This is a genomic window from Bacillus sp. DX3.1, assembly GCF_030292155.1.
Classification (GTDB): Bacteria; Bacillota; Bacilli; order Bacillales; family Bacillaceae_G; genus Bacillus_A.
Genome location: NZ_CP128153.1, coordinates 1,304,765 through 1,317,704, shown reverse-complemented (window position 1 = coordinate 1,317,704; position 12,940 = coordinate 1,304,765). Strand labels below are relative to the sequence as shown.

Annotated in this window: 16 protein-coding genes, 1 pseudogene and 1 riboswitch; of the genes and pseudogenes, 5 read left to right on the top strand and 12 right to left on the bottom strand. The window is 35.2% G+C overall.

The window, feature by feature from the left end; translation table 11 throughout:
• Nucleotides 1-2: 2 nt before the first annotated feature.
• On the bottom strand, nt 3-197 hold the full coding sequence (ykzS, locus tag QRE67_RS06555) for a protein YkzS (RefSeq protein WP_286124096.1): 195 nt from the start codon (nt 195-197) through the stop codon (nt 3-5).
• Between the two features lie 223 nt (nt 198-420).
• Between ykzS and QRE67_RS06550 the strand changes: the two genes are divergently transcribed.
• Nucleotides 421-999 carry a GNAT family N-acetyltransferase gene (locus tag QRE67_RS06550; protein ID WP_286124095.1) on the top strand — a complete coding sequence of 193 codons (579 nt, stop codon included), beginning with the start codon at nt 421-423 and terminating at the stop codon, nt 997-999.
• A 39-nt stretch (nt 1,000-1,038) separates the two neighbouring features.
• Here the strand turns inward: QRE67_RS06550 and QRE67_RS06545 are convergent, their stop codons facing one another.
• Entirely contained in the window at nt 1,039-1,641 is a 603-nt protein-coding gene (locus QRE67_RS06545) for a histidine phosphatase family protein (protein WP_286124094.1), read from the bottom strand.
• A gap of 107 nt (nt 1,642-1,748) precedes the next feature.
• Entirely contained in the window at nt 1,749-1,907 is a 159-nt protein-coding gene (locus QRE67_RS06540; RefSeq protein ID WP_286124093.1) for a hypothetical protein, read from the bottom strand.
• Between the two features lie 223 nt (nt 1,908-2,130).
• Here QRE67_RS06540 and QRE67_RS06535 point away from each other — a divergent pair, with 223 nt between their 5' ends.
• Nucleotides 2,131-2,316, top strand: a complete 186-nt coding sequence (locus QRE67_RS06535; protein ID WP_000683952.1) for a YkvS family protein — start codon at nt 2,131-2,133, stop codon at nt 2,314-2,316.
• 46 nt (nt 2,317-2,362) lie between these two features.
• On the opposite strand, the gene queF is transcribed toward QRE67_RS06535, so the two are convergent.
• From queF to queC, 4 genes are all read right to left on the bottom strand, one after another.
• Nucleotides 2,363-2,860 (bottom strand): preQ(1) synthase, encoded by a 498-nt coding sequence (gene queF / locus QRE67_RS06530; protein ID WP_286124092.1) that lies wholly within the window; start codon nt 2,858-2,860, stop codon nt 2,363-2,365.
• Nucleotides 2,861-2,994: 134 nt separating this feature from the next.
• Nucleotides 2,995-3,711, bottom strand: coding sequence for a 7-carboxy-7-deazaguanine synthase QueE (queE, locus tag QRE67_RS06525; RefSeq protein ID WP_286124091.1), 717 nt, complete (start codon nt 3,709-3,711; stop codon nt 2,995-2,997).
• Nucleotides 3,704-4,198: a 6-carboxytetrahydropterin synthase QueD gene (gene queD, locus QRE67_RS06520; RefSeq protein ID WP_286124090.1), complete on the bottom strand. Its 495-nt coding sequence runs from the start codon at nt 4,196-4,198 to the stop codon at nt 3,704-3,706. Before queD ends, queE begins: the two co-directional genes overlap by 8 nt.
• Nucleotides 4,198-4,869, bottom strand: coding sequence for a 7-cyano-7-deazaguanine synthase QueC (gene queC / locus QRE67_RS06515; protein ID WP_286124089.1), 672 nt, complete (start codon nt 4,867-4,869; stop codon nt 4,198-4,200). The genes queD and queC overlap by 1 nt, the downstream gene beginning before the upstream one ends.
• 84 nt (nt 4,870-4,953) lie before the next feature.
• Nucleotides 4,954-4,997: riboswitch (PreQ1 riboswitch) on the bottom strand.
• A gap of 229 nt (nt 4,998-5,226) precedes the next feature.
• On the opposite strand from queC, the gene QRE67_RS06510 reads away from it, so the two are divergent.
• Nucleotides 5,227-6,438 carry an ATP-binding protein gene (locus QRE67_RS06510; protein WP_286124088.1) on the top strand — a complete coding sequence of 404 codons (1,212 nt, stop codon included), beginning with the start codon at nt 5,227-5,229 and terminating at the stop codon, nt 6,436-6,438.
• Nucleotides 6,439-6,446: 8 nt separating this feature from the next.
• Here QRE67_RS06510 and QRE67_RS06505 read toward each other — a convergent pair whose 3' ends face one another.
• From QRE67_RS06505 to QRE67_RS06490, 4 genes are all read right to left on the bottom strand, one after another.
• On the bottom strand, nt 6,447-6,563 hold the full coding sequence (locus tag QRE67_RS06505; protein WP_286124087.1) for a DUF6254 family protein: 117 nt from the start codon (nt 6,561-6,563) through the stop codon (nt 6,447-6,449).
• 275 nt (nt 6,564-6,838) lie between these two features.
• A complete protein-coding gene (locus tag QRE67_RS06500; RefSeq protein WP_286124086.1) occupies nt 6,839-7,372 on the bottom strand; it encodes a DinB family protein in 534 nt (177 codons plus the stop codon).
• Nucleotides 7,373-7,511: 139 nt separating this feature from the next.
• A complete protein-coding gene (locus QRE67_RS06495; protein ID WP_286124085.1) occupies nt 7,512-9,206 on the bottom strand; it encodes a M3 family oligoendopeptidase in 1,695 nt (564 codons plus the stop codon).
• A gap of 532 nt (nt 9,207-9,738) precedes the next feature.
• Complete coding sequence (locus QRE67_RS06490) at nt 9,739-10,185, bottom strand: MarR family winged helix-turn-helix transcriptional regulator (protein WP_286124084.1); 447 nt, start codon at nt 10,183-10,185, stop codon at nt 9,739-9,741.
• A 230-nt stretch (nt 10,186-10,415) separates the two neighbouring features.
• Here QRE67_RS06490 and QRE67_RS06485 point away from each other — a divergent pair.
• Nucleotides 10,416-11,196: pseudogene (locus QRE67_RS06485) on the top strand (ATP-binding protein); the annotation flags it as partial.
• Nucleotides 11,197-11,224: 28 nt separating this feature from the next.
• On the opposite strand, the gene QRE67_RS06480 reads toward QRE67_RS06485, so the two are convergent.
• Complete coding sequence (locus QRE67_RS06480) at nt 11,225-11,506, bottom strand: aspartyl-phosphate phosphatase Spo0E family protein (protein WP_286124083.1); 282 nt, start codon at nt 11,504-11,506, stop codon at nt 11,225-11,227.
• 604 nt (nt 11,507-12,110) lie between these two features.
• Between QRE67_RS06480 and QRE67_RS06475 the strand changes: the two genes are divergently transcribed.
• Entirely contained in the window at nt 12,111-12,884 is a 774-nt protein-coding gene (locus tag QRE67_RS06475) for a divergent polysaccharide deacetylase family protein (RefSeq protein ID WP_286124081.1), read from the top strand.
• Nucleotides 12,885-12,940: the final 56 nt, after the last annotated feature.

The following is a 12,940-nucleotide window of genomic DNA, read 5'->3' as shown; positions in this document are numbered from 1 at the left end:
TATTAAGAACGCGGTGTTTCCATATATGTATAAATAATTTTTCCTCCGCGCTGTGCATTTCCACTAAAATGTTTAAAATCTTCTCGATTTACTAAAACGTCACGAAATGTATAAAATACATCCTCTGGTGCAACATACTCTTCTATCTCGCCATTTTTCAGTTGATCTAAAATTGTATTTGCTAATTGTTTATCCATGTATTTCACCTCTCTGCAATATTTTATTGTATCTTATCTTCTACAGGTCGACAATGTTAAATTTCTGACATTTACAGCAACTATCATATACTAACATAGCAGTTCCCCTACACCGAACTACTGAAATAGCAAGTTCATCTTATATACTTTAACAAATTTCCGAGTCATTGGTTGAAATTTTATTTTATGTTACAATAAGAATAGACAACTAGGAGGGATAGTAATGATTCGGAAAGCAACAAAGACAGATGCAAAAGCAATATCACCTTTATTGTACAACGCTCTGCACGAAATTGCTGAAAAAATAACAGGTGGCACAACTGAAATGGAAGTATTGGCAGGGCTTGAATCTTGGTTTTCAAAAAAAGGAAATCGACTTAGCTATGAGAACTGTTTCGTTGAAGAACAAGATGGAACAGCAGTTGGAATCATCGTAGCCTATCATGGTAGTGATGCAGAGCAACTGGATACTCCAATCATCAAACACTTACGAAAGAATCAACAGGATTCAACTATTACACTAGAAAAAGAAGCCGATCTTGATGAATATTACATTGATACATTATCTGTTTCAAAAGCATATGGCGGACAAGGCATTGGATCAAAACTAATTAAAGCAGCAGAAATTGCCGCATATGAAAAAGGCTATGAGAAAATTGCATTGCTTGTAAATTTAGAAAACAAACGAGCTTTCTCTTTATATAAAAAGCTTGGCTACCAAGAAGATAAAACAGTTATGCTTGTCGGAGAACCCTATGTTCATCTAGTAAAACCACTATATAAAAAAGCTTTCGTCTCTTAAAATAAAAAGCACACGATTCTTTATTTAAATCGTGTGCTTTTATGTGAAATTGGTATTCAATACATTTCCGTTCATCGCTTCATGAAATGTATATACTGTACAGCTCCATGGTTTCCTATGAAAAATGGGCGGTCCAGACCATCCTCTAGCTCGCAGTTCTGCACCAATCATCATATTAAAGTAACTATGCCCCACAAGTGCAACATGCGCATGTACCATCGCATAACCAACTAACGTATCTGCCGCTTGTTTCGCTCTTCCTCGTACTTCTCGGTATGATTCAACATCTTTAGAATATCCAATCATCCAAAATGTACGCCCTAAAAAAATCCATACTTCAGGCTTACATTTCACCCATTTAGGGACAAGAAACCTAGACGGTACTTCTGCCTCTCGAAAAAGTGAGCTTTGTATAAAAGAAAGTGAATCTGTTAATTCCGCCGCTGATTGTACCGCTCGTTTTTGATCACTCGTTACGATGAGCTTTGCAGATTCAATCGCTTCGATCGTCTCAATTGGTACGTCAGTCCCTTTTACCACACCATTCAAATCATACTGCTTCATCCATTCGTGAAACACTGGAGCTGTCATTGATTCTGTAACACGATTCGAGCGGCCGTGACGAATAAAAGAAATTTGCATTTTCTCCACTCTCCATTCAACGCTCATCACCTGTATTATTATGTGCTTTTTATTATGTGCTTTTTCTTATTGTCATCATACCACGGAGAAAGAGAAAGTCATACTCTTTACATATCCGCACCGCTACCATGATTTATGGAAGCATGCACACCATCTAGCCCATCAAAATAAGTACTGGTTTCATGCATACGAATTATTTTTAATTGCTTATATGAAAATAAAAATAAAAGAACCACTCCTACACTTCCAAAAATTTTAAATATCATTTTACCGCCCCTGATTTATTATACTCCTATATCTTGATATAATCATTCCTTATCACGATACCCTCACAAAATATAAAAATCATACATTTCTTATGAAAAATGTCTATTTTTTGAAAACTTCTCATGGAAACATTTACAAACAAGGGAATATAGTTCAAAATAAAGGGAAATAAAAAAGAACAAACTTGTTCTTTTCGCAAAACTGTAACAAGGAGAGTTGCTTATGAAAATCGCAGAAACTGGAGATATCATTGAATTTAAAGGTGGAATGCAAGGTCGCGTTCAAAAAGTAAATAAAAACTCTGTTATTGTTGATATAACAATTATGGAGAATTTTAGAGAACTAGATATGGAACCTCTTACAGTTGTAAATCATAAAAACTATACAGTTATTAATCAACATGCATAATATAATAGAAAAAAGGATCTGTATGCTACATACAGATCCTTTTTCATTAGCGATTATCTACTGTTTCAGGATATAGATCATGATTCATCATGCGATAATCTGCCATTTTTTCATACTTTGTGCCAGGGCGGCCATAGTTGCAATATGGATCAATAGAAATACCACCACGTGGTGTGAATTTGCCCCATACTTCAATATAGCGTGGGTCCATCAATTTGATTAAATCATTCATAATAACATTCATACAATCTTCATGAAAATCCCCATGATTACGGAAACTAAATAAATATAATTTTAATGACTTACTTTCCACCATTTTTTGTTCCGGGATATAACTAATATAAATTGTCGCAAAATCCGGTTGTCCTGTTTTTGGACATAAGCTTGTAAATTCAGGACAGTTAAATTTCACAAAATAATCACGGTTTGGGTGATTATTATCAAATGTCTCTAAAATTTCTGGGCTATATTCAAATAAATATTTTGTATTTTGATTTCCAAGTAACGTTACATCTTTTAAATCTTCATCTAATCTTCCTGTCATTTTCAATGCATCCCTTCTATCCTATACTTCATGTACTCTATATCATGCTCGGATCTTTTCCAATCACCAAGTTCGTATTTCTCTTTATCTCGCTATTTGCGGGCAGTAATACCCCAACTGATCAAAGTTTCACTTTATACCCCTCGTTTATTGCCCCACACTAGCGCGTGAAGCTGAGGTAATACTTTTGCATCATTCATCTCTTTACAATGTACAGCTTTTTCAATGAGCCATTCATATTGTTGTAGCAACCGCCCAATTAACACTGTATCGTCCGTTGTTTTTGTATCATCATTTCCAACTTGCAAGAAAAACGGCACATGTGGATAACGCACATGTACTTTTATCGCATAATCAAAATCACGATCATCAAATACAACAACCTTTAAACTAAAATCTTTTCCTGTTAATCTTTCAATAACAGAATCTAACATCACAAAATCTGTTTTCATCTGTGAACTTGGCGGCTTTGGTGAGATTGTCACTTCATCAATATCAAGCAACCAACCTTGCCATTTGCTTCCTTGCGTCTCGATGGCTGTGCGAATCTGCTTTTCTTTTAATAAAGAAAGAAAAGCCTCAAGATTTTTTAATAACACTGGATTACCACCTGAAATTGTTACATGTGAAAAATTTTCGCCACCAATTTCTACAAGTTCCTTCCAAATCTCTTCTGGAGTCATTTGACGAATTTGTTCTTTCGCTGATCCATCCCACGTAAAAGAAGAATCGCACCATGTACAGCTATAGTCACAACCTGCTGTACGAATAAACATCGTCTTTTGACCAACAACCATTCCTTCACCTTGAATCGTCGGGCCAAAAATTTCTAAAACGGGAACTCTACTCACCGAGCATCCACTCCCGTCTTACTTCCGCATAACTTGTTGGCGTTTCAAATAAACGAACAAATTCAACGCGTGCTCCTTTATACTCATTAGATCGAATCTCTTTTGTAAGTGCTTCTTCCATTTTTTCATAAATCCAAACGACCATATTTTCAGCCGTCGTATTCATTGCTGGTAATGTTTCATTTAAATAACGATGATCTAAATAAATTTCAATTTCATTTTTCCAAATTTCTTTTATATCACCAAAGTCAATGGCAAGCCCAATTTCATTTACATATCCACTAATTCCAAAGACAACTTTGTATGTGTGACCGTGTAAATTTTTACATTTCCCTTCATAACAGTGCAAATGATGCGCTGCGTCGAACGTAAATTCTTTGCTCACCATAACTCGTTTATTATGATATTTCAGTTGTTCACGCTTAATATCTTGATCAACTTTTTGTAAATTTTCTACGATGCGAAATCCAAAAAAGTTCTGTTCCATTATACGTTCGCTCCTTCGCGTTCTTGTAGATACGTATCTAAACCTGCTTTGCGAAGTTTACACGCTGGGCACTCGCCACAACCATCACCAATTATTCCGTTATAGCACGTTAATGTTTTTTCTCTAACAAACTTAAATGCTCCAAGTTCATCTGACAATTTCCATGTTTCTGCTTTATCGATCCACATAAGTGGCGTATGAATTACAAACGGATAATCCATAGATAGATTTAATGTAACGTTTAACGATTTCACAAACACGTCACGGCAGTCTGGATAGCCGCTAAAATCAGTTTCGCATACGCCCGTTACAATATGACGTGCTCCAATTTGTTTTGCCAACACAGCTGCAAATGATAGGAACAGTAGATTTCGTCCATCTACAAATGTAGATGGTAACTCGCCTTCTTCATGTGTAATCTCCATATCCGTTCTTGTTAACGCATTGGGAGCAAGTTGATTTAATAAACTCATATCAAGTACCGTATGCTTAATTCCTAACTCTTTGGCAATTTCAGCTGCACAATCAATTTCTAACTTATGACGTTGGTTATAATTAAACGTCACGGCCTCAACTTCTGCAAATTGCTGCATTGCCCAAAATAAACATGTTGTACTATCTTGACCACCACTAAAAACGACGACTGCTTTTTCTTTTTTCATCTCACTCATTCTCCTTCTCTTATAATAATAGGAAGAAAGAACGTTCTTGAACTGTCACAATAAAAAAACAAAACAATACGTAAGGATATTGTTGTTTCCTTAGTTTTTTATAGAGGGAGTTCGCGAACCTCTCCCATGCCATGCATGGAATTTCTTCTTTCATTGTCAACACATATTGTAACATAATGTGCATAATGGCGAAAAACATCTAATTTTTCCATCTTTTCAGAAATTAAAGATTCATTTTCTTACATTTTAATAGTATGATTATATTTACTTACCATTATATATACGAGTAGAGGGGAGGACATAAAGCTGAAGCTCTTTATCATTTACCTCTTTTTAAATATACTATCTATTCTCGTTATGACGCTTATGTATCACTTGTTTTGGAATCTGAAAGGGAAACATTCCCCTAAAATAAATTCCATTACATTTATTTTATTTTGCAGCAGTGCTACCATTCTTTGCATTTCATTTGCAGCAAAAATCGGGAACGGATTTCAATTCGATCTGCGTCATATCGTTTTAATCGTCGGTACATTAACGGGCGGTCCAGTAGCTGGCGGAGCCATTTTAGCCGTTTTAAATATATATCGTTTCTTATTAGGCGGCATCGGTGTGCTTCCATCCGTTATCGCTTCAATTTTCTTATACGTTGTTTTGCTTTCTACATATGGACTCTTCAAAAAAGGGAACAACAATATGAAAGTGACACTTGCAATTTTATATAGCCTTGTATATGGAATTGGCTGGATTCCCTTTTTTCTTGCCGAAGTTCCTAATGATCACTACTATATGCCCCATATTATTGTATACGAATTATGTACAATTGTTGGTACCATTCTTATTCTTTATTTAATGAACCTACTACAGTTACAAATCCGTCTACAAGAAGAACTTATAAACGCTGAAAAATTTCACCTCATTGGTGAAATGGCTGCATCCATTTCTCATGAAGTTCGCAATCCTTTAACTTCAACAAAAGGATTTTTACAACTTCTCCAATCAGAACATTGCTCTGAAGAAGATCGAAAATTATATACAGAAATTGCTATACATGGCGTTGATCAGGCCAACCATGTACTCACAGATTATTTAACATTCGCCAAACCAAGTATTGAAAAAGAACAAGTACTACAAATAGAAGAAGAATTACTTCATGTACTGACACTCATTACTCCATTAGCCAGCCTGGCAAATGTCCGTATATCCTATACAAAACAAAGCAAAATTTTTTTTATCTCGGGTGAAAAACAGAAGTTTAACCAATGCTTGTTAAATATTTTGAAAAACTGTATTGAAGCCATGCCAAACGGTGGGGATCTTATTCTTACACTCATACCAGATCATAAGCATATACAATTGTACATAAAGGATACCGGAATTGGCATGGATGCAGAACAAATTAGACGTCTCGGTTCCCCTTTCTATTCGACAAAAGATAAGGGAACCGGCCTTGGAATGATGGTCGTGTTTAGTGTCATAACAGCAATGGATGGAAAAATTGACATCACAAGTGAAAAAGATATTGGTACAACTTTTCTATTAACTTTTCCATTCATACAAAAAACGTGATGAAATCATCACGTTTTTTCCGTTTCGTCAACAAGCTCTGCAAAAGTCTTTACTTTTCCGTGTGGTTTTTGGTTTTCTTTTCGTGCCTTCCATTGGCGCTCTTGCTCTCTCGTTTTCTTTCTCATTCTCTCAACTCCTTTTTATACTTTCCTTCTGTATTATTCCAAAATACGAAGTGAAAATATGCATACAGATGTTTTCGGCACAAATATAACTTTAAAATGAAAGGAGCAAGCTAAGATTTAGCTTGCTCCTTTCATTTATCCCGCTATTTGCGGGCAGTATGACCCTACCTCAAAGTTTAGCAAGAGGTAATTGGGAGATAACTGCCCGTAAAAGCCCAATTAATGAGGGCTAATCATGAGTGGGGGATTCATCCCCCACTCATGAAAGTTTCACTTTATCTTTGCAAAATCGCATATTTTGCTTCTTTCAACTGCGTAAGATGCCGCTGTTCATGCAAATCAAGGAATTGAACCCATTGATATAGATTGAGTTCCTGAAATACAGGATGTTTTAATGAATTTTCAAATAATTCTTTCTCATCTAAAATGCTATGGAGCGTGTGTAACAATTCTTCACGCGAATGCTCTAACAATTGAATCCCTTGTTGTTTTTTCATTAACGTTTCTGTTGGTTGCATTTGTTGAGGAGCTTCTCGCTTATATGTTCGATTAAGTGTAGGCTGAAGGTCTTTGAATGGAACAACTTTCTTTTCCCTTTTTTGAAGTGTGTATACAAGGGCTGATGTCACAGATTGTTCAATAAGATGCAGATGATGAAGAATTTGGATGATACTCCATTTATCACGGCGTGGTTTCACATTCACTTCGGTATCATTTAACATCTCAATTTCTGATAACAATGTGTTTCTTGTCGATTGCAATGATTGGAGCAATGTTTCCATTCCAATATTCATATTAGATTGAAGCATAATTGTCCCCCCTTTTTTTGTTGAAAAGAGGCGCTCCTTATTTAGAAACACCTCTTTTAAAAAATCTGAATTTTCATTTATTATCTCATTTTTTTATACATGTGTCGATTGTAAAATTGTAAAAAACAGCCATTGATTTTTACAATTTTGTGTCATCTACTCCATTTAACCACGCTTGAATCTCAGTGATCACCCCTTGGACACAACCATCAGCAAACGGTGATGTTAAGTTTGCAGTTTCTACTAATTGTAAGAACGATTGACTTCCACCTTGCCTGCAAAGGTGCACATAATCTTCCCATGCTTCTTGACGATTGTCCCTTGCACGTTTCCAAAATTGAAGTGCACAAATTTGAGCTAATGTGTAATCAATATAATAGAAAGGTGAATTATAAATATGACCTTGACGTTGCCAGAAGCCACCACGCTCTAAATAATCATTGTCTTCGTAGTCTCGATGTGGTAAATACTTTCTTTCAATATTGCGCCACGCAGCTTTACGCTCTTCTGGTGATGCTTCTGGATTTTCATATACATAATGTTGGAATTCATCCACAGATACACCGTATGGTAAAAAGAGAAGCGCTGAGCTTAAATGGGAGAAATAGTATTTATCTGCATCTTCCTCAAAGAACAATTTCATCCATGGCCATGTGAAAAACTCCATACTCATAGAATGAATTTCACATGCTTCATAAGTCGGCCAATTATACTCTGGAATTTCGTACTTACGACTTTCATATACTTGAAATGCATGCCCTGCTTCATGCGTTAGCACATCAATATCACCTGATGTTCCGTTAAAGTTTGAAAAAATAAACGGAGCTTTATAGTTTTCAATATATGTACAATAACCGCCGCCAGCTTTCCCTTTTTTCGCAACAAGATCTACTAATTGATTATCTAACATAAAATTAAAAAACTCATCTGTTTCTTTTGATAACTCTTTGTACATCGTCTTTCCATGATTGATAATCCAATCAGCATCACCCTTTGGAGTTGGATTACCTGCTCTATATTCAAAGTTCTCATCATAATAGGCAAGTTTTTCTACACTGATGCGTGCTTGCTGTCTGTTTCGTAGTTCGGTCGCAACCGGAACAATATAATCAAGTACTTGCTTACGATAATTTGCAACCATTTCGGCATTATAATCAGTACGGCACATTCTTGCATAGCCAAGTTCAACGAAGTTTTGGAAACCAAGTGTTTTTGCAATCTTCGTTCTTACTTTCACAAGTTCATCGTAAATATTGTCTAACTCCTCTTCATGCTCTGCTAAAAATCCATAATAGGCTTCACTTGCTTGTTTACGCATATTTCTGTCTGTATGCTGCATAAAAGGAACAAGCTGTGATAATGTTCTTTCTTCCCCTTCAAACGCAATCTTTGCAGCCGCTAACAGCTGTGTATATTGTGAAGATAGCTTATTTTCTAATTGTAAATCTTTCACAACTTCATCTGAATATGTTTTTAATTCACTCTCTGCCAAAGCGAATAACTGTGCTCCATAATGTACTTCCAATTCCTGACGAAATGGAGAATCCATCAATGCTTTATAATATTTTGTTACATATCCTTGTACAATCGGAGAATGTTCATCAAAGAAATCTTGCTCGTCCTTATAAAACACATCTGTTGTATCAACAGAATGGCGAATATAACAGATATTATACATCGTGCTAAAATCATTTCGAATCTCATTAATCGATCCAATCACTTGCTTTTGTTCTTCTACTGTTTTTGCACTGCCAAATCGCTCGAAGGCTACAGTAAATTTTTCTTGTAACTCTTCCATATTTGGACGTTTATATTCATAGTTTTCAAATGACATGACTATGACACCTCTCTCTATTAAATGTTCTCTTACTATAGTTCCATTTCTTTTTTCCAATCTCCTTTTACTTCCCACTAAAATTCATCAGAAATGGTACATCCCTTCTATATAAATCCATTTTGATTTTTCGATATATAAGCCGCGGCTATGAATAACAAAAGGTGACCTGTACTCGTTTTCTCTCTTTGTTTTCACTATGTCTGGGCAGGAATAGGATCTGACCGCTTCTATGCATGAACGGATGCTCTCTTCCAACCTAAAAAGAAGGGGTTTATGTCGGTTTTTTAATTTGTATTTATATAATACGATACTCGCTTTTAAAATATAATAAAGTGAAACTTTAATCAATGGGGGGTTTCTTCATCCCCACTGATTATTAGCCCTGACCAAGCAGGCTTTGACGAGCTATCCCCCACCTAACTTCTTTGCTTTTTGCTGAATTTTGAAGTGGGGGTATTACTGCCCGTTAATGCGGGATAAATAAAAAAGCCTTGATGATTTCACATTCAAAGCTTTAGAACAGGCAGTATCATTTTTCATATTTTCCAACTTTTTTAAGTAAAGATAGCAACTCATTTTTCTCTTCTATTGTTAACATTTCAAACGAATCATGTATAACTTTTTCATGATTCGGAAAAATAGAAGCAATTAATGCCTCTCCTCGCTCTGTTAATTGTGCATATATAACACGGCGATCATTTGGGGATGGATTTCGTTTGACGAGTCCTTTTTTCTCTAACTTATCAACAACATATGTAATGCTACCACTTGCAATCAAAATACGCTCTCCAATTTGTTGGAGCGGCTGATTGCCTTTATGATATAGCAATTCTAACACGGCAAACTCTGTTGGGTTCAGTCCATTATGTTGTATAGATTTATTTGTAATATCCATAACCGAACGGTTAGCACGTGATAATGCAATAAATACTTTTAAAGATTGAGAAATTTCTTCTCTCTCATAATTAGATATCATTCTGTTTCAACCCTTCTCTTAAATTCGCTGGAATTAGAGTCATTATACCGAACAAAAAAAAGGACTGTCAATAAAGTGATGTTACCATAGGTTAAGCGTTTTTCGTCTCCTAGCGATCGCTCAATCCGATGAATCGGACTCTGTACTTCCGCGCTTCCTATCCCATCTTCTCGGCATATAGAATAGGACTAGCTACCGATTAAACACAGAATAAAAACATTACAATTTTAATACAGATTCATAAAACAACTTTATATCAAACTGTTATAGTAGAATGCCTCGTCACTTTATTTTTAATGACGATTTTATTTTTGCTTATTCAATATGTTCTACTGCAGAGACAACAAAATGAAATACAAAAAATTGAGTTAGTTGGTACTTTTGCCGCTAGTACAGCTTACGAAATCTGTGATCCACTTACGTGGTATTAAAGGGCTCGTTGCACTCTTAAAAGAAAAATAGGAACAAGATCAATTCTAATTTTTAATTATTGAACAAGAAATAGAACGCATTAATGAAATTGTTAGTGAATTTCTTATCCTCGGCAACTCAACAGCGATTACTCAGAACAAATATGATGTAAGAGATATTGTAAAAGAGGTTTCATTAATCATTCAATCGGAAGCAAATCTGCATAATATTACATTTTTTTCACATTGACCAAGCCATCCTGTTTATATCCGCTGTTCAAAAGATCATATGAAACAAGTGATTTTGAATATTACTAAAAATGCGATTGAAGCTATGTCAGCCGGTGATACATTAACAATTGAAGTGGCCAGTAATACATATACCGCTCAACTACATATTATTGACACAGGAAAAGGCATTCCAAAACATATTCAAAAGCACCTCTTTCATCCGTCCTTTACCAATAAAGATACCGGAACAGGTCTTGGCCTTGTCATATGCAAAAGAATTATAGAAATGTATGATGGACACATTGTGATAGATAGCAAAGAAAATAAAGGAACAACTGTCCATATAACGCTTCCAGTGGATTCAACATAATTACCCTTTTCTAAGAGGATAATTATATTTATTTCATCAAATCAGTCACAAACATTTTCCAAAAAGCACTTGATTTCTCACCATATTCTATTTTGAAAAAAGGTGTTTTAATTAATGTTAACCATCTTGGTTTCTGTTTTTCTTTATAGCTTTGATACTGTAAAATAAGCTTGTCCAATTCTTGACTTACTTGAATTGTTTCTATGCTATCTAATCCATTTGTTAAACCTAAATGAATCATTTCTTCACGTTTCATATGAATATCACGCGAAAGCCTTTCCATCGTATACTTCCGTTTTACTGTAAACATCCATATCCCCCTCATTATTCTCCCATACTCTCTACTTTATTTTTAATCCATACATTGACCTTCTTAATACAAATTACCTTCGAATTGGAATACTCAGAAATTTTAACATTTTCTCCCTGTAATTTACAAATCTTTATCCTCACTTTGAGAATTATTACAAATTATTCTATCTTTGTAAATACATTCGCAATAATAGACATTTTTTTCATGTTATTTTTTTACAAACTATAGATAAACGACACTTTTTATTTTTTTCTCTACAGCACTTCGACATTTTTTTCGTTTATTTTTTTACAAAAATGCAAATCATAACTGTAGATTTGTATTTATCCCACACTAATAGGTCAGTACTATCCACTCGAAGGAAAAAAATTAGATAAAGTAAAACTTTAATCAGTGGGGATTTTCTTCATCCCTTACTGATCATTAGCCCTCACCTAACTTCTTTGCTTCCTGCCGAACTTTAAGGTAAGGGGTATTACTGCCCGAAAATAGCAGGATAAACGCAAGAACCTAATTAGTTAAATAAACCACAAATGGTATTAATACCCGTTTAAGAAGGGTCCCTTTACCAAATCTCTTTACTTAGAAAGGAAATTCTTATATGCGTAAATATATCGTTACTTTGTTTCTTTTTATTTTATTACCTATTGTAATTTTCCCTCTTCGAACACATGCTCATACAAATAAAATTGCCATCGTCATTGACGACTTTGGCAACAATATGAAAGGGACCGACAAAATGTTATCACTTCCTATTCCCCTTACCGTAGCAGTAATGCCCTTTCTTCCATCAACAAAACAAGATGCAACAGCTGCACATCAAAAAGGACATGAAGTCATTATCCATATGCCAATGGAACCTATTAAAGGAAAAAAAGAATGGCTCGGTCCTAAAGCAATTACAACTGATTTAAGCGATGATGAAATTAGAAATCGGATTGAACAAGCGATTCAAGAGGTGCCACATGCAATAGGGATGAATAATCATATGGGCTCAAAAGTGACAGCTGATGAAAGAATCGTGCGGATTATACTTTCTGTATGTAAAAAACATGGTTTATTCTATTTAGATAGTAAAACAAATCCCAAAAGCGTCGTTCCAAAAATCGGAAAAGAATTAGGAGTTCCTATTGTAGAAAACCAATTATTCTTTGATGATGTGTATACGTCATCTCATATTACAAAACAAGCACAGCTACTGTTACAAAAAATTAAAAAAACTCCTGTCGTAGTAGCAATCGGACATGTTGGACCTCCTGGAGAAATTACTTCCCGTGTAATCGAATCCCACGTTCCCAAAATACGTGAACATGCAGATTTCATTTTCTTATCAGACCTTGTACTATCTCCACCATCTGTTTCCACACAAAAATAGAGAGAGGCGCATGGGCCTCTCTCTATTTTTTACCGCTCCTACAACAAATCCCCTCC